The sequence below is a fragment of the Vreelandella hamiltonii genome, assembly GCF_014651795.1.
GTDB lineage: Bacteria > Pseudomonadota > Gammaproteobacteria > Pseudomonadales > Halomonadaceae > Vreelandella > Vreelandella hamiltonii.
This window is the reverse complement of record NZ_BMXO01000011.1, coordinates 1-16,614: the sequence shown is the minus strand read 5'-3', so window position 1 is coordinate 16,614 and position 16,614 is coordinate 1. Positions and strand designations below refer to the sequence as shown.

Annotated in this window: 17 protein-coding genes and 2 riboswitches; of the genes, 10 read left to right on the top strand and 7 right to left on the bottom strand. The window is 61.8% G+C overall.

The window, feature by feature from the left end:
- Positions 1-8: 8 nt before the first annotated feature.
- Entirely contained in the window at positions 9-662 is a 654-nt protein-coding gene (locus tag IE061_RS11730; protein WP_081194518.1) for a TetR/AcrR family transcriptional regulator, read from the bottom strand.
- Positions 663-768: 106 nt separating this feature from the next.
- Here IE061_RS11730 and IE061_RS11725 point away from each other — a divergent pair, with 106 nt between their 5' ends.
- From IE061_RS11725 to IE061_RS18100, 4 genes are read left to right on the top strand one after another with little or no spacing between them, the layout of a single operon-like run.
- On the top strand, positions 769-1,956 hold the full coding sequence (locus tag IE061_RS11725) for an efflux RND transporter periplasmic adaptor subunit (RefSeq protein ID WP_230478449.1): 1,188 nt from the start codon (positions 769-771) through the stop codon (positions 1,954-1,956).
- Positions 1,943-2,770 carry an efflux RND transporter permease subunit gene (locus tag IE061_RS18110; protein ID WP_230478448.1) on the top strand — a complete coding sequence of 276 codons (828 nt, stop codon included), beginning with the start codon at positions 1,943-1,945 and terminating at the stop codon, positions 2,768-2,770. The genes IE061_RS11725 and IE061_RS18110 overlap by 14 nt, the downstream gene beginning before the upstream one ends.
- A gap of 32 nt (positions 2,771-2,802) precedes the next feature.
- Entirely contained in the window at positions 2,803-3,624 is an 822-nt protein-coding gene (locus IE061_RS18105) for an efflux RND transporter permease subunit (protein WP_230478447.1), read from the top strand.
- A gap of 30 nt (positions 3,625-3,654) precedes the next feature.
- On the top strand, positions 3,655-4,917 hold the full coding sequence (locus tag IE061_RS18100) for an efflux RND transporter permease subunit (protein ID WP_230478446.1): 1,263 nt from the start codon (positions 3,655-3,657) through the stop codon (positions 4,915-4,917).
- A gap of 622 nt (positions 4,918-5,539) precedes the next feature.
- Here the strand turns inward: IE061_RS18100 and IE061_RS11715 are convergent.
- Complete coding sequence (locus IE061_RS11715; protein WP_193461663.1) at positions 5,540-6,781, bottom strand: D-amino acid dehydrogenase; 1,242 nt, start codon at positions 6,779-6,781, stop codon at positions 5,540-5,542.
- A 59-nt stretch (positions 6,782-6,840) separates the two neighbouring features.
- Positions 6,841-6,948: riboswitch (glycine riboswitch) on the bottom strand.
- A riboswitch (glycine riboswitch) is annotated at positions 6,949-7,039 on the bottom strand.
- A gap of 128 nt (positions 7,040-7,167) precedes the next feature.
- Here IE061_RS11715 and IE061_RS11710 point away from each other — a divergent pair.
- Positions 7,168-7,461: a hypothetical protein gene (locus IE061_RS11710; protein ID WP_016915216.1), complete on the top strand. Its 294-nt coding sequence runs from the start codon at positions 7,168-7,170 to the stop codon at positions 7,459-7,461.
- Here the strand turns inward: IE061_RS11710 and IE061_RS11705 are convergent.
- Complete coding sequence (locus IE061_RS11705) at positions 7,436-8,347, bottom strand: DMT family transporter (RefSeq protein ID WP_016915215.1); 912 nt, start codon at positions 8,345-8,347, stop codon at positions 7,436-7,438. The genes IE061_RS11710 and IE061_RS11705 overlap by 26 nt on opposite strands.
- Before the next feature lie 105 nt (positions 8,348-8,452).
- Here IE061_RS11705 and IE061_RS11700 point away from each other — a divergent pair, with 105 nt between their 5' ends.
- Entirely contained in the window at positions 8,453-8,980 is a 528-nt protein-coding gene (locus IE061_RS11700) for an HPP family protein (protein WP_016915214.1), read from the top strand.
- Here the strand turns inward: IE061_RS11700 and IE061_RS11695 are convergent.
- Positions 8,971-9,558: a gamma-glutamylcyclotransferase gene (locus IE061_RS11695; protein ID WP_193461662.1), complete on the bottom strand. Its 588-nt coding sequence runs from the start codon at positions 9,556-9,558 to the stop codon at positions 8,971-8,973. The two genes, IE061_RS11700 and IE061_RS11695, sit on opposite strands and share 10 nt — an antisense overlap.
- Before the next feature lie 180 nt (positions 9,559-9,738).
- Between IE061_RS11695 and IE061_RS11690 the strand changes: the two genes are divergently transcribed.
- The 4 genes from IE061_RS11690 to IE061_RS11675 all read left to right on the top strand — a co-directional run bounded on the left by IE061_RS11690 (position 9,739) and on the right by IE061_RS11675 (position 13,807).
- A complete protein-coding gene (locus IE061_RS11690; protein WP_074211468.1) occupies positions 9,739-10,851 on the top strand; it encodes an RNA-guided endonuclease InsQ/TnpB family protein in 1,113 nt (370 codons plus the stop codon).
- Positions 10,852-11,033: 182 nt separating this feature from the next.
- Entirely contained in the window at positions 11,034-11,213 is a 180-nt protein-coding gene (locus IE061_RS11685; RefSeq protein ID WP_193461661.1) for a hypothetical protein, read from the top strand.
- 26 nt (positions 11,214-11,239) lie between these two features.
- Positions 11,240-12,091 (top strand): sirohydrochlorin chelatase, encoded by an 852-nt coding sequence (locus tag IE061_RS11680; RefSeq protein WP_193461660.1) that lies wholly within the window; start codon positions 11,240-11,242, stop codon positions 12,089-12,091.
- 129 nt (positions 12,092-12,220) lie between these two features.
- Positions 12,221-13,807, top strand: coding sequence for an ABC-F family ATPase (locus IE061_RS11675; protein ID WP_081194528.1), 1,587 nt, complete (start codon positions 12,221-12,223; stop codon positions 13,805-13,807).
- A gap of 1 nt (position 13,808) precedes the next feature.
- On the opposite strand, the gene IE061_RS11670 is transcribed toward IE061_RS11675, so the two are convergent.
- The 3 genes from IE061_RS11670 to IE061_RS11660 all read right to left on the bottom strand — a co-directional run bounded on the left by IE061_RS11670 (position 13,809) and on the right by IE061_RS11660 (position 16,085).
- Positions 13,809-14,405, bottom strand: a complete 597-nt coding sequence (locus IE061_RS11670) for a cell division protein ZipA C-terminal FtsZ-binding domain-containing protein (protein ID WP_081194530.1) — start codon at positions 14,403-14,405, stop codon at positions 13,809-13,811.
- A 28-nt stretch (positions 14,406-14,433) separates the two neighbouring features.
- Positions 14,434-14,841 (bottom strand): TspO/MBR family protein, encoded by a 408-nt coding sequence (locus tag IE061_RS11665; RefSeq protein WP_081194532.1) that lies wholly within the window; start codon positions 14,839-14,841, stop codon positions 14,434-14,436.
- A 125-nt stretch (positions 14,842-14,966) separates the two neighbouring features.
- Positions 14,967-16,085, bottom strand: coding sequence for an alkene reductase (locus IE061_RS11660; protein ID WP_081194534.1), 1,119 nt, complete (start codon positions 16,083-16,085; stop codon positions 14,967-14,969).
- Between the last annotated feature and the right edge of the window lie 529 nt (positions 16,086-16,614).

Genomic DNA, 16,614 nt, shown 5'->3' with positions numbered 1-16,614 from the left:
GGCGAGTCTCACCGCTTGCCATAGGCGGCCAGAAACACGTCCACTGCCCCGGTGATCTGCCGCTTCAGCTCATCCTCCGAGGGCGGCAGGCGAACCCCCATGCGGACTTCCTTGATCAGCATTCCCTGCCACATGCTGCATAGCTGGTCGGCGGCCTGGGAAGGGGCTGGCAGCGAAAGGTGCCCTGCGCTGGCCAGGCCCTCCAGCTTTTCCTGAAGCCATTGGCTCATGGCCCAGGGGCCTGCTTCGAAAAAGGCCTGCAGCAGCCTGGGGTGCTGCTCGCCCTGATTGCTCATGACCCGCTCCACGGCCAACACGTGGGGTTCCATCAGAAACCGCACCATGCTGATGCCCACCTGAATCAACGACTGGCGCACGCCATCATGGGTGTCCGGCAATTGCTCCAGCCCCTGGCGAATCGACGCGGTTTCCCGACGAATGACGCTGCCGAACAGTGCTTCTTTCGTATCGAAGTGCCCGTATACCGTCACTTTGGAGACCCCGGCTTCCTTGGCCACGGCTTCCATGGTGACGGCATCCGGGCCGTTGCGCAGAAACAGGCAGGCGGCGGCATCCAGCATGGCATCGCGTTTGGCCAAGTCCTTGGGGCGGCCCGCGCTGCGTTTCTGGCCAGCCGGAGAGGGGGGAGAAGCACTGGTCATGCCATTCATCCATGGGTTGAAAAAAGTGAAAAATAATTATTGAACGTTGCCGTACACATATTATAGTTGAACGCCAACGTTCAATAATATACCCGTCGAGGCCAGCATGGGCACGCACAACTTGGGTACGCACCACCTGGGCAGGCACACTAAAACAAGGCGATATTGGCTGGGCAGCGTGCTGGCGGCCCTGCTGACCGTGGGCGCCACCGCCGCCGTGGTCGTCGTGCTCACCAGTCAACACACCAGCGCCCAGCAGCTGCGCCAGCAAGGGGCCGACAACGCCTTGCTCCAGGTGGCTACCCAGCCCCTGCAGCTGGCCACTGAAATGCGCCGCGAGGTGAAGCTGACCGGGCGAGTAGTGGCGCGCCAGTCGGTGTCACTGGCCTTCGAACCTGCCGGGCGGGTCATCGACATCCGCGTCGATCGCGGTGACCGAGTGGAACAGGGCGAGGTGCTGGCTCGCCTGGACACCCGCCGCCTGGAAAGCCGCCTGGCCGAAGTGGCGGCGCGCAGCGAAGAGGCGCGTGCAGCGCTGGCGCTGGCCCAGCGCCAGGAAGAGCGCGAGTCGCAGCTGAATCAGAGCAACTTCGCCAGCCGCACGGCCTTGGACCAGGCGAGAACCGAGCGTCTCAGTCAGCAGGCGCGGCTGGCGGCTCTGGCCGCCGAACAGGAAAGCCTGTCGGCGGATCTGGCGGACAGCACGCTGACGGCGCCGTTTGCGGGGCAAATCGTGGCTCGGCAGGTGGACGTGGGCAGCCTGGTCAGTAGCGGCACGGCGGCCTTCGATCTCGTCGATACCCGCCAGTTGGAGGCGCACATTGGCCTGCCCGCCAGGCTGGCGGGCACCCTGGCGGCGGGGGACACGGTGACGATCACGGTGCATGGTCAAGCCTTCGAAGGTGACGTGCGCGCCCGGCTGGCCCAGGTGGACAACGACAGCCGGACGCAAACGCTGGTCGTGGCACTGGCGAACCCCGAGAACGTGGTGCCCGGCGATTTGGCGACGCTGACCTACACGCTGGCCGAGCCTGCCGAAGGGTACTGGGTGCCGCTGTCGGCCCTGCGTGCCAGCGACCGAGGCCTGTGGAACGTACTGATTGCCGAACCGCTGGAAGACGAGCGTTACCGTGTCGCCACCGCCAGCGTCGAGCTGCTGCATACCGAAGGCGACCGCGCCTTCGTGCGTGGTACGCTGCTGCCGGGCATGCAGCTGATCACCCTGGGGGCTCACCGTATCGTGCCCGGCCAGCAGGTGACGTTAGCCAGAGGCATTGCCCATGCCGCGTCTTGAGTGGCTGTTCAACCGGCGCTTGCTGGCGCTGACGCTGGGCCTGCTGGTGGTGGCGGGCCTCTCGGCGATCAATACCCTGCCCCGCGCAGAAGACCCCCACCTGGTGGCGCGCATGGCGACCGTACTGGCGCCGTTTCCGGGCGCCACGCCCGAGCAGATCGAAGCGCTGGTGGCGCGCCCCATCGAAGACGAGCTGCGCACCATTGCCGAGATCAAGGTGCTGGAGTCGACCTCGCGGCCGGGCATCGCGGTGATCAGCCTGGAGCTGGAGGATAGCGTCACCCAGGTGGTGCCGATATGGAGCCGGGTGCGCGACAAGCTCAGCGATATCGCCCCCTCCCTGCCCAGCGGTGTGCAAACCCCCGAGCTGCTGGATGATCGTGGCTACGCCTTCAGCCTCGTGGCCGCGCTGCGCTGGACACAGGACACGCCCCCCAACGCCCAACTGATGGAGCGTTACGCCGAGCGGCTGGAAGACCAGTTTCGCCGCGTGGCAGGCACCGAATATACCCATCGGTTTGGCGTGGCGGGCGAGCAGGTCGACGTGCTGGTCGACCCGCTGGAGCTGAATGCGCTGGGGCTTTCGGTGAGCCAACTGGCATCGGCCATCGACGCCAGCGACGGGCGCCGCACGGCGGGCCAGGTCATCACCCAGCAAAACCGCCTCACCGTGGGCATGAGCGGCGAGTTCGATGCGCTGGACCGCCTGCGTGACGTCAGCATCACGACCCGCCAAGGGCAAAGTGTCCGGCTGGCGAAATCGCCGAGCTGCGCCGTGGTGTCCAGGACCCGCCCGCTGCCGTCGCACTGTTGAACGGTGAGCGAGCCGTCTTCGTTGGCGCACGCATGGCGCCCGGCCAGCGTATCGATGCCTGGGTCGAGCGCGCTCAGCAACGACTCGGTGATGTGGCGCTGAGCCTGCTGATGGGGCTGGTTCTGGTGGTGGCCATCCTGTTTCTCAGCATGGGCTGGCGCTCGGCGCTGACCGTCGGGCTGGCCATCCCGGCCACGGCGTTGCTGACCCTGGCGTTCTTCCGCCCGCTGGGCATGGAAATTCACCAGATGAGCATCACCGGTATTATCGTGGCGCTGGGGCTGATGGTGGATAACGCCATTGTCATGACCAGCGCCCTGCGCGAGCGCTTCCTGAAGGGTGACTCGGTGCTGGCGGCCACCCGCGATACGCTGCGTCACCTTGCCGTGCCGCTGCTGGCCAGTACGCTGACCACCATTCTGGCCTTCATGCCCATCGTGCTCATGCCCGGCCCTGCCGGGGAGTTCGTGGGGCCGCTGGCCATGGCCGTCATGGTCGCGCTGGTCAGTTCGTATCTGGTGTCGCTGCTGCTGGTGCCGGCGCTCTTGCCGCTGCTGCTGGCCAAAGTGGCCGATAGCGCCCGTGTGCCCCGTGACAATGCCATCAAACGTGCCTTTCGCGGGACGGTCGCCAGCGCGCTGCGCCACCCGGTCGCCGCCATGGTGATGACCCTGTGTGTGCCGCTTGGCGGGATGGCGCTGATGCCGACCCTCGACGTGGCGTTTTTCCCGCCCGCCGACCGCGACCAGTTCCATATCGAGGTGAGGCTACCGGCGGCCAGCAGCATGGCCAATGCCCAGGCGCTGGCCCAGGAGGTGGAGCACCAGGTTCGCGAGGTTCCCGGCGTCGTATGAGTATCGGCCTTCATCGGCGAAAGCGCGCCAATGATGTACTACAACGTGATGACCCAGGAGGACAATAACCCGGCGTTCGTTCACCTGATCGTGGATACCACGTCGCTGGACGTGACCAACCGCGAAGTGCCGGGCCTGCAGCAGGCGCTCGACCAGCACTTTCCCCAGGCCCAGATCGTGGTGCGAAAATATGAACAAGGCCCGCCGTTCAAGGCACCCATCGAGCTGCGGGTGTATGGAAATGACCTGGAGGTGCTGTCGCAGCTGGGACAGGAGCTGGCCGGGTTGATGCACCCGTTGCCTCAGGTGACCCACGTCCGTGCCGGGATGCAGCGCGACTTGCCCAGGCTGACGCTGCAAGTAGATCAGGCGGCCCTGGGGGATGTGGGGCTGACGTATCAAAACCTGGCCGATCAGGTCAGCGCAGCGCTCTCCGGCCAGCCCGCAGGCCAGGTGCTGGAAGACACGCAGCAGCTTCCCGTGCGGGTACGCTACGCGGCGGAGTGGCGCAGCGATGCCCAGCAGCTGGCGGCGCTGCGTCTGATCAGCGACCAGGCCAGTGAGGGGCTGCCCCTGGCAGCCGTTGCCGATACCGCCCTGACGCCTGCCTGGAGCGTGATTACCCGGCGAAATGCCGAACGTGTGCAGCTGGTGCAAGGCTTCCTCGTGGCCGATGCGCTGCCAGCGGTGTCCATGGCACAGCTGGATGCCAAACTGCAGGCCGCCCAGGCGGATGGTACGTTGGTGCTGCCCCCCGGGTACCGTATCGAGACCGGCGGTGAAGCTGCCGAGCGTGACGAGGCGGTGGGCCAGCTGCTGGCCTCGGTAGTCTTGCTGGTGATCGCCATGGTGGCCACCGTGGTGCTGGCCTTCAACTCCTTCCGTCGCGCGGCCATCGTGTTCATTGCCGGGGCCCAGGCCACCGGCATGGGAATCGTGGCCCTGTTGCTGAGCGGCCACGCGTTTGGCTTCGTGATCATCGTGGGCATCATGGGGTTGGTGGGGGTGGCTATCAACGCGGCCATCATCCTGATGGCTGCCCTGGATGACGACCCGGCCGCTCGCCAGGGTGACCTGTCGGCCATGCTGGCGGTGATCAGCGGCCCGACCAGTCGGCACATCGTATCGACCACCATCACCACCTTTGCCGGGTTGATCCCGCTCATGTTGGCGGCTGGGAGGCTATGGCCCCCCTTCGCGCAAACCGTCGGGTTTGGGCTGTTGCTCGCCACCCTGGTGTCGTTCTTCTTCACGCCCGCGCTGTATCGCTTGTGGGTGGCGAGGGCGGCCTGAATAGCGTTACTTTCCGCTTCCTGGCCCCTGAAACCTCGCTGCAGCAGGCCACCAGGCTCGCCGAAAAGATTCGTCGAGGTATCGCCAGTACTGCTTTCCAGAAAGCCGGACGCGTCACTGTCAGTCTTGGGGGTGCTGAAGCCACGTTGAATGACACGCCCAAGAGCATGATCAAATTGCGCGTCAAACCTCGGCCTTTTAGGCCGGGGAAGGATAGCGCGGCATCCCCAGGATGCCTTTGCTGACGTTTTGTACAGTGCTATACTACCCATGTCGACACGACCTACCGAGGGGCACTCGGAAAGTTACGTCTGTGGAGACGGCGTGAGACCTGGGGGATAGGCGTTGGTTCGTCACCGTAAAAATCCCCACCGGGACGTTACGGCGATAACCAAGCCATTCCCTCGGGCAGCTGTCCTTGAAGCAGAAACCAGGAAGGTAACAACCTGGGAATCCCCTTCCTTTCCGCCGTAGGCAGCAGCGCAAGCTGAGGGAGGGGAGGATGTCAAGAAACGAGTCGATAACGCGCTGTATCAGGCAAAAGAGAGCGGACGAGACCAGGTTGCATATTAATCCAAAGGGGCCATGTGTCCCCTTTCGTCATGCGGGGTAAGGGGGTCGTCTAGCGTGTGACGGCCAAGGAAGTGGCGGTGGCGTTGTCCACCGCATCCGCCAGCATCTCGGCGGTGATGGCCGAGAGTGTCCAGCCCAGGTGGCCGTGGCCCGTGTTGTAGAACACCGTCGGCAAGCGGCCCGGGCCCACTTTGGGCAGCATGTTCGGCATCATCGGGCGCAGGCCCGCCCAAGGCACCACTCGCTGGGTGCTGACGCCTGGGAAGCACTGCTCTACCCAGCGCACCAGCGGCTGGATGCGGTCGTTACGGATGTCGCGGTTTGCGCCGTTGAACTCAGCGGTACCGGCCACGCGGAAGCGGTCGTTCCCTAGGCGGCTGGTCACCAGCTTGGTTTCGTCATCCAATAGGCTCACCGTGGGAGCGGCCTGCTGTGAGGCTTCGTCGTCCAGCTGTACGGTGATGGAGTAGCCTTTGACCGGGTAGATGTTGACGCGGTCGCCCAACTTGGCGGCGATGGCACGACTGCCAACGCCCGCACACACCACCACGCTATCAAAGCTTTGGCGTACCTCTTCACCGTCGATTGAAGCGCTGACCCAGGCACTGTTTTCATCCGCACCCAGGTCGGTCACCTGGTGGCCGTAGTTCAGGCGCACGCCGCGTTTCGCGGCGGCTTTCGCCAACCCATTGGTGTACTTGTGAATATCCCCGGTGGCGTCACTCTCGGTAAAGAAGCCGCCGTAGTAGCTGCCGGCCAGCGTGGGTTCGATGGCGCGCATTTCATCCGGAGTCACCGCGCGGCGTTCTAGCCCGCCCTGGTGCAATAGCTGCGATACCCTGGCGGCATGCTCATAGCCTGCCTTGTCGCGATAGATATGCAGGATGCCTTTCTGCTTCACGTCGAAATCGATCTGCTCGTCACGAGCCCACTGGAACAGGTGTTCTCGGGCGGCGATGGCCAGGCGGGTCGTTTCGGTGGTGTTGTCGGCATAGCGGGGAATGGCGGCGATGAATTCTGCAAACCAGCTCAACTTGTGCCAGCTCGGGCGCGGGTTCACCAGCAGCGGGGCGTCGTTCTTGAGCATCCAGCGCAGGCCCTTGATGACCGTGGGCCAGTGGTTCCACACCTCTGCGTTGGAGGCAGACAGCTGCCCACCGTTGGCAAACGAGGTTTCCATGGCGGCGTAGCGATGCTTTTCGAAGACGGTGACGTCGAAACCGCGCTTTACGAGGGCGTAGGCACTGGTGATGCCAGTGATCCCACCGCCAATGATGGCAATGCGTTGCATGAGTCTCTCCACAGATTGTATGAGCGTCGGGCGATACCCCCGGCAGCCTATTGGCCGGGCGTACCCCTTCCGTCATGGAACCTGAGAGATTCACGCCGCTGGAATGGCGCTTGCTCCTTCGGTGGGCTGAGTGACGCAGTCATCAACCGCTCTTCGGAACGTCATGGATGGCCGTCGCGGTCCGTTGGCCTGAGAGTTTCCGGGGTCGTTGCTCCTTCGGCGCTGGTGTCAGGCACCAGTCTCTCCCGCGATGGCATACTGACGTTGTAACGCGACGGTGCTAAAAAGGGAATAGGCGAAAGGTGGAAACATGAGCAGCGGCTGCTTTGCCAGCCTCCGTGTTTTCGCTGACAATAGCGAATCCCTTCGAGCAATGGAAAAAGCGCATGCAGGCAAACGGATTTTTTGAGGGCATTGGCGAGGCGATTGGCGATGCGATCCGCATCGTGGTCGAGTTCTTGCTGGGTATCTTCACCAACTTTTTCGGTGCCTTCGACGATTTCATCGGCGGGCTGACGCGCTCGCTGGGCATCAACGACTCGTTCTTGAGCCTGGCGATTCTGCTGATTGGTCTGCTGGTACTGTGGGGTGGGCTGCGTGCGTTTTTGCGTGGCTCCATTATTGGCGGCATTTTCCGCACGCTGATTGGGCTGTTTATCCTGTCGTGGCTAATGATGTAGCGCCCCGGCCTCCGACCCACGCCTGCGCGACGCCGCAGGCGATCACCAGCCCACAGCCGCTTAACTGCAAAGGCGAAAGCGCTTCGCCAAACAGGCTCCAGCCAAAAATCACTACCGCCACCGGCTCACAGTAAGCCAGCGTACCGTATAGCGCGGTGGGCAGGCGGTTAATCGCCATCACCGCGCACAGCAGCGCCAAAAAACCGGGCACCAGGCCTGCAGCCAACAACCACGGCACTTGCCACGTGCTGGCCGCAAGCCCTGCTGGCTGCCATAGCGCAAACGGCAAGATCATCAGCGCCCCGACCGCCAACTGCCAGAAGGCGCAGGTGCGGTCATCCAGGTGGCGCGGCAAGCGGCGGTTCGCCAAGATAAAACCGCTGTAGGCTAGCATGGCCACTAAGCCAAAACCCATGCCAATCACGTCCTGCTGATCGTCCAGGTTGAGTCGAAACTCCTGCATCATCGCGAACCCAAACAGCGCCAAGCCAATGAGCGAAACCTGCGCCGCTGCAAGCCGTTCGTTAAACAGCGCATGGGCCGCGATAGCCGCCACAATCGGCGCGAGATACACCATCAAAATGGCGTTGGCCATTTGGGTGTAGTTCATCGCCTGCACGTAAAACAGGATGAACGCCGCCAGCAAACTACCGCTAATCACCACCTGCCGCCCTGGCAGTGTGGTGAGTCCTGCATGGCGTTTTGTCAGCAGTAAATAGCCGAGCAAAAACAGCGCCCCTAACCCCAACCGGTAGAAGGTAATGCTCTCTGCATTCAGCCCGGTGATGCGTGAGATCACGCCGATGGTGGCCATGCCCACCGCCGCCACCACCGCAAGCAATAGGCTGGAAGGAGCAACGGTGAGCGAGGGAGTCGGTAGTGGCATGCTGGTCGTCCTTGAGCGAGTTTCATGAGCATATGACGCATCGTCATTTGCTTCTTTGGTGCATTTTGTCATCATCTGCACTCTTTTTGTGCAAAGGCGAGTGCGATGAAAACGTATCTTGGCAAGATGCGCGGAGAACGAACGCCGCGCCCCCGGGTAGGCTGGCAGGATGCCTGCTGGTCATGGCTGGGTGCCTTTACTGGCATGGCGCTGATTTGCTGGCTAAGCGCCGAGTGGCTCTCCCAGCAGCTGTTGATCGTGGGCTCGTTCGGAGCAACCTCGGTGCTGATTTACGCCGCCCCGGAAAGCCCTTTTGCCCAGCCCAGCCATGTGCTGTTTGGCAGCGTGCTCTCTGCCTGTGTGGGCGTGGGCTGCTATCAACTGTTGGGGGCCACGCCGCTTTCGATGGCGTTGGCGGTGTCGCTCTCCATTTTGGTCATGCAGCTTACCCATACCGTTCACCCGCCAGGGGCTGCCGCTGCGCTGATTGCCGTGGCAGGCGGTGCCAGCGTGCATCAGTTGGGCTGGTGGTATCCGCTGATCCCCATTGGCGCAGGCTGCATCGTCATGCTGGTGGTGGCGATTCTGGTCAATAACCTGGCGCGCCACCGCCGCTATCCGCGCTACTGGTAACGCTGTAGCTGCGCTTCCAGGGCAAAAATATGCGCATCTTCGGTGCCCAACTCGCGCAGCGCTTGGGCTAGGTTCAGCAAGTAAGCACTGTTGGGGCCGCTAGGGCCGTGGGCTTGGGCAATTTGCTGGGCGATGTCGGCCAGCGGGGCATCGCCTAAAAACGCCGGGTTGTCTTCGCTGGCCAGATAAATCAGCCCCTCGCTAGGCGCTTGGTCGGCGTCAGGGTTACCCGCTTCATCCAAAAACGTCAGCGTGACTTTTTCCCGCAGGTAGCCGTTTTTCTCCCGCACATCCAGCGGTGCCAGGACCTCCGGCGTAATGCGGTAAGCCATGCCGTGGCACACCGCGCCTTCGGCTCGAATCAACGTCGCCACACGCCCCGGCGCGTCCGGCGTGCCGCGATGGTCGTGGGAGCCCTGCCAGAAGCGCCGCACCCAGCCGGTAATCGACGCAGGCCGACGCTCTAAATAGTCAAAATCCGCCTTCCAAATCAACGAACCGTAGCCAAAAAGCCAGATATCCGCATGGCCGTCGAAGAAGTTTCTTTGCTGGTTTAACGTCGTGGTATCAAGCAACATAAGCGATCTACATTTGTGACCAAAGTGGCTGCACGTGCATGGCGTTAACGGTGGTTCATCATCCGGGTTATCAGTTAGCGCGGAAAACCTCGTACTTTTAGTGCGAGGATGGATAGCGCGGCGTCCGCCAGGACGCCTTGTGTTTTGCATCCTTACAATATTTCGTCTAAAGTGTAAAGCATGAAAGCCGAACGCGCCTACCAATACCGCTTCTATCCCACGCCTGAGCAAGCAGCCTTGCTGGCGCGGACGTTTGGGTGCGTGCGGTTTGTCTGGAACGCGGTGCTGCGCTATCGCACCGACGCGTTTTATCAGCGTCAGGAAAAGATCGGCTATAACGATGCCAGTGCGTTCCTAACACAGTTAAAGAAGCAGCCGGACACCGCCTTTCTAGCCGAGGTTAGTTCGGTGCCACTGCAACAATGCTTGCGCCATCAACAAAGTGCGTTCAAGCATTTCTTTGCCAAGCGGGCGCGGTACCCCAGCTTTAAATCGAAGAAGCACCGGCAGTCAGCCACCTTTGCCAGTTCGGCATTTTCGTACCGTGACGGGCAGATCACGCTCGCCAAGTGCCGTGAACCGCTAAACATCCGCTGGAGCCGCGACCTGCCTGCGGCACCGAGCACAGTGACGGTATCCAAGGATGCAGCAGGCCGTTACTTCATTAGCTGTCTGTGCAAGGTAGACACTGAGGCGCTGCCAATTACGTTCAAGATGGTCGGTATCGACCTGGGGATCAAAGACCTGTTCGTGACCAGTGACGGCCATCGGGTGAATAATCCCCGCCACACTGCCCGCTATGCCCGAAAGCTAGCGAAGGCGCAGCGGCGCCTCAGCCGTAAGCAAAAAGGCTCGAACAACCGAGCCAAGGCACGGTTAAAGGTCGCTCGCTGTCACGCCAAGATCGCTGACACGCGACGTGACCACCTGCATAAACTCACCCGCCAGATCGTTAACGAGAACCAAGTGATTGCAGCGGAGAGTTTGCAGGTGAAGAACATGGTCAAAAACCGCCATCTCTCTAACGCCATCAGTGATGTTGGCTGGGGGGAGTTAGTGCGCCAGCTTGACTACAAGGCGGCCTGGGCGGGAAGGCAGTTTGTCCAGATTGATCGCTGGTACCCAAGCTCAAAACGCTGCCATAGCTGCGGCTTTGTGCTGGAATCACTACCGCTGAATGTTCGCACCTGGGACTGCCCAGATTGCGGTACTCAGGGCATCGACCGCGACGTGAATGCGGCCCGCAACATTCTGCAAGCAGGCACCGCGCTATTAGCCGGTGCAGATGGTTGAAAGATCATACCGAGGGGCACTCGGGAATGTACGCCTGTGGAGTTTGTGTAAGACCAGCAGTGCCAAGGCATTGAAGGCAACGAACATCGAAGCAGGAACCAGGAAGGTAACGACCTGGGAATCCCCTTCCTTTCCGCCGCAAGGCGGCAGCGCAAGCTGAGGGAGGGGAGGATGTCAAACGATTGATTTACCAGCCAGACGTAGTGCTCTATGACGCGGGCGTGGATGTGCATCACGACGACCGTCTAGGCTACCTCTCACTGAGCAGCGATGGCCTCTACGCCCGCGACCGCTATGTGCTCGACCTGTGTCGCCACGCGGCCATTCCCGTGACGGCGGCAGACGTACTGGCGGCTCATTAACGCTCCGATTGAAAAGGATGAACCCGATGCGCGCTATTTTTCTGGTCGATAACGGCTCTCTGCGGCCTCAGGCAACCCACAGCCTGCGCCGCGTGGCGGCAGCGCTGAGCGAGCAGGTGGGCGACACCGTTCAAGCGGCTTCGCTGCTGCACTCCAACAAGATCCCCGCTGAAGCGGTCGATGGTGTTCCGGCCATTACCCTGGGCCCCGCCGCTGAGCGCAGCGCCGAAGCGGGGGCCACCGAGATCATCGTGTTGCCGTACTTCTTTGGCCCCAGCCAGGCACTGACCGGCTACTTGCCCGAGCGGATGGCGGCCCTGCAGGCCCGTTTCCCCCAGGTGAAAGTACGCGTTGCCCAGCCGCTGGTGGACGAACGGGGCGGTAACGACCTACGCCTGGCCGCACTGCTGGCCGATCACGTGCGCGCGCAGTTGCCCGATCGGCAGGCGGCCAGGGTGGCGCTGGTAGACCACGGCAGCCCGCTGCCGGAAGTCACCGCCGTACGCAACCGCTTGGCGGGGCAGCTCAGCGCGCTGCTGGCCGATGACGTGCACTGCGTGGCGGCAGCCTCCATGGAGCGCCGAGAAGGTGACGTATACCGCTTCAACGAGCCGCTGCTGGAGCATCTGCTGGATACGCCCGAGTTCAGCGCCTGCGGCGACGTGGTGCTGGCCATGCTGTTTCTCTCGCCTGGCCGCCACGCCGGGGAAGGTGGCGACATCGCCGAGATTTGTGCCGCCGCCGAACAGCGCCACCCAGGCCTGCGGGTGCGGCCGACGGCGCTGGTGGGCGAGCATCCCGCGATTATCGATATCCTGGCCACGCGACTTCGCCAAGCACTTGATGGCGAACGCTTTCTACTGGAAATGCCCGCCTAGCCGTCAAACGCCTGATGAGCGGAAACGCGCCAGGGAGATGTAACGTCGCCCAAAGGCGCGTAGAATCGCGTGCTTTTGCACGCGTGCCGCTCTTCCACCAGGGCTATTTCGCCAACCAGGGTTTCTATCTTGATCGCAACCGCCAATATCACCATGCAGTTCGGGGCCAAGCCCCTGTTCGAAAACGTCTCCGTCAAGTTCAATAACGGCAATCGCTACGGCTTGATTGGCGCCAACGGCTGCGGCAAGTCTACCTTCATGAAAATCCTCGGCGGCGAGCTGGAGCCCTCTTCAGGGCAGGTGATGCTGGACAGCAGCACGCGGCTGGGCAAGCTGCGTCAGGACCAGTTTGCCTATGAGAACGAGCGGGTGATCGACACCGTCATCATGGGCAACGCGGAGCTGTGGAAAGTGGCCGCCGAGCGGGAGCGGATCTACTCGCTGGCCGAGATGAGTGAAGAAGACGGCATGGCCGTGGCCGATCTGGAAGTGCAGTACGCCGAGCTGGATGGCTACACCGCCGAGTCCCGCGCGGGCGAGCTGCTGCTGGGGCTGGGCATTCCGCTGGAGCAACACACCGGCCCCATGAGCGAAGTCGCCCCCGGCTGGAAACTGCGCGTGCTGCTGGCCCAGGCGCTGTTCTCCGACCCGGACGTACTGCTGCTCGACGAGCCCACCAACCACCTGGATATCAACACCATCCGCTGGCTGGAAGAGATTCTGAAAGCGCGCAGCAGCACCATGGTGATCATTTCCCACGACCGCCACTTCCTGAACAGCGTCTGCACCCACATGGCCGACCTGGATTACGGCGAAATCACCCTGTTCCCCGGTAACTACGACGACTACATGACGGCGGCCACCGCTGCGCGTGAGCGTCAGTATGCCGACAACGCCAAGAAAAAAGCGCAAATTGCCGAGCTTCAGCAGTTCGTCAGCCGCTTCTCGGCGAACGCTTCCAAGGCCAAGCAGGCCACCTCGCGGGCGCGCCAGATCGACAAGATCAAGCTGGAAGACATCAAACCCTCCAGCCGCGTCAGTCCGTTCATTCGTTTCGACCAGAACAAGAAGATTCACCGCAACGCGGTGAACGTCGATGCCATCACCAAAGGCTACGACGGCGAACCGCTGTTCAAGCGTTTTTCCATGACCGTGGAAGCGGGTGAGCGCATTGCCATTATCGGCCCCAACGGCATTGGTAAAACCACCCTGCTGAAAACCCTGGCCGGTGACCTGCGCCCCGATGCTGGCGAAGTGAAGTGGACCGACGCCGCCGAGCTGGGCATCTTCGCCCAGGACCATGCCGACGACTTCGCCAATGACGCCACCCTGTTCGAGTGGATGAGCCAGTGGACCAAAGGAGGCGAGCAGGTGGTGCGCGGCGCGCTGGGCCGCATGCTGTTTTCCAGCGACGATATCGGCAAATCGGTGAAGGTGATTTCTGGCGGTGAGCAGGGGCGGATGCTGTTCGGTAAGTTAACGCTCACCAATCCCAACGTGCTGCTGATGGACGAGCCCACCAACCACCTGGACATGGAGTCCATCGAAGCGCTCAACCTGGCGCTGGAGAACTACCCTGGCACGCTGCTGTTCGTCAGCCACGACCGTGAGTTCGTCTCCAGCCTGGCCACACGCATCATCGACATGCAGCCGGAGGGCATCGTCGACTTCAGCGGCAGCTATGACGACTACCTGCGCAGCCAGGGCGTGATCTGAGTCAGCCGATGATCTGCGCGTAGGTGGATTCGCTGGCCGGCTCTCGGTCAGCGTCCAGCATGTCGCCGCTGAAGGTCTCGTTCATCTCCTTGGCGAGTTCCACATACACGTGCATCTGCTGATTGCGGCGTTTATGCAGCGGCGGCTTCACCAGCAGGCTCACACCACGGATCGGCTCGTGGGTTTCGCCCCTCAGCAGGTCGGGCATTTCCCCCGGCGGAAAGGCATTGGCCACGGTGACGGGGTTGGAGGGCTGCTGGCCGTCGATCAGAAAGACTTTCTTGATGGCATCGTAATGGGCGCCTTTTTCCCTCAGCCACTCGGTCAGTCGGGCATCGGTGGACGCATCCGGCTGATTGAAGATGACGAACAGCGAATGCTGTTTTAGCTTGCCGGTTCGTTTGGTGGACGGCGGCGGCGGAGGCTCTTCAGCGGGCGGGGGCGTGGTGTCCTTGGCCACGGCGGGGGTGGGCTCTACGGCCTTTTCCCTGGCACGCCGCCGCTTGGGCATGACGACGTAGATGAAGATCAACGCGGCCACCACGCCCAGTAACAAGGAGGCGAAAGCCAGCAATACGGGAAGAGAAGTCATATCCATGGAGTGAATCCCTGTTGTCCGTTAACGCCTAGGCGCTATTCAACCGCCAGATGGAAGCATTGAGCGCCAGAGCCAGCGCGACCCATAGCCAGTAAGGCACTATCAGCCACGCGGCGAGGGCATTGACCTGGGCAAACAGCCCGATGGTGAGCGTAATCAACCCTAACAGCAGCACGATATCCGCCAGCGCTGCCGCAATACGCTTGCGCCCAAAGAAAAGCCAGGACCACGCCGCATTGGCCAGCAATTGCGCGCCATACACGGCCAGGCTGGCGTTGCGCAGAGGCGCCTCTTCGGTCATGTAGACCCGCCATGCCGCGATGGCCATCAGCAGGTACAGAATACCCCAGGCAATGGGAAAAGCGAGGTCGGGCGGTGTCCAGCGGGGCTTGCGCAGTGCCCGGTACCAGCCGTCGGGGTATCGCGTTAAAACGATAGAATCAACAGATTAACAGCGTTTCACGCGTTCAAGGCATAAAAAAGCACCACCGGAGTGATGCTTTTCATGCTTAAGGGTTCCCCCAAGTGGGGAAACCCTGAACACGCGTTGACCTGAAATGCTTAGCCGATACGGTCGTAACCGTTATCCAGGAAGGGATAGTCGGTGTAGCCCTTTTCGTCGCCGCCATAGAAGGTTTCGTGGTTCGGCTCGGTCAGCGGAGCGTTGATGCGGAAACGCTCCGGCAGGTCCGGGTTGGCGATGTAAGGGCGGCCAAAGGCCACGGCATCGGCGGTGTTTTCCTTGATGCGCGCTTCGGCACGCTCGGCGTCGTAGTTGCCGCAATAGATCAGGCTGCCGCTGAAGCGCTCGCGCATCTGCTCGCGGAAACCATCGGGGAAGGTGATATCGCCACCTGCCCAGTTGGGCTCGTTCAGGTGCAGGTAGGCCAAGCCGCGCTTGGAAAGCTCTTCGGCCATGTAGAACGCCATGGCTTCCGGCTCGTCGTCGGTCAAGCCAAACAGCTCGATGAACGGCGTCATGCGGATACCGACACGCTCGGCGCCAAACACCTCCACCACGGCATCGACCACTTCCAGCGGGAAGCGGGCACGGTTTTCCAGCGAGCCGCCGTACTGGTCGGTACGCTGGTTGGTGCCGGTGGCCAGGAACTGGTTCAGCAGGTAAGCATTGGCAGCGTGTACTTCGACCATGTCGAACCCTGCCCGCTTGGCGCGAATGGCCGCCTGACGGTAATCCTCCACGATGCCAGGAATCTCGTCGGTTTCCAGGGCCCGGGGCGTGCTGGTGGGGTGCTGGCCAGCGGTGCCGTCTTCGAACTCGACGAAACACTGGGCACCTTCCCCTTTCAGGGCGCTGGGGGCAACCGGCTGCTGGCCATCGGGCTGCACCATCTCATGGGAAACACGGCCCACGTGCCACAGCTGAAGGGCAATCCGGCCACCCTTGGCATGCACGGCATTCACGACACCTTTCCAGCCCGCTTCCTGCTCATCGGTCCAGATGCCGGGCGTATAGACATAGCCACGAGCCGTAGGGGAGATATTGGTGGCTTCGCTGATGATCAAGCCCGCGCCTGCACGCTGGCCGTAATAAGCTTCCTGCATCTTGCCCGGCACGCTATCCGGCGTGCGCGAACGGGTCAGCGGCGCCATGATGACGCGGTTAGGAAGGTTCAGGCTACCCAGCGTGGTGGGGGACAGCAGCGTTTCGTACGCCATGAGGCAAACTCCTTGTAACGCGGTGAGAGTGACAGTGGCAAAAGAATAGACCAGTTTACTACTTGATGCCAACGATTGAGCCAGTGCCAACGATTAACCTATGGACGTATTAGTGGGGACGCTTCAGCAAAACAAAACCCCTCCGGAGGAAATTAAGCGGGGAAGCGGGATCATGACGAATCCTGCACCAGGCGACCTTGGCTGAAGCTCGGCACGGGTTGCTTTCAGGGGTACCGTTCTACATCATGAGGTCAACTGAACAGTGAGGAGGGTTTAGCGTGTGTCATATGATGCCAATCAAGTGTCTGGGAAAACGGCATGACACCTAAACTCCCCATCAATATCAATGACCTGCTCCATCACCGCACGATAGAAAGTGAGCGCATTGAATATAAGGCGGGGTGGAATCCTGAAGCCATCCTGCTGTAGTGGTTCAATAAAACCGGGCACCAACGTAGGTGGTAATATTGCCACCAGAAGCGAGGTGTCTGATGACCAAGAAACGACGTACTTTTTCTCCTGAATTCAA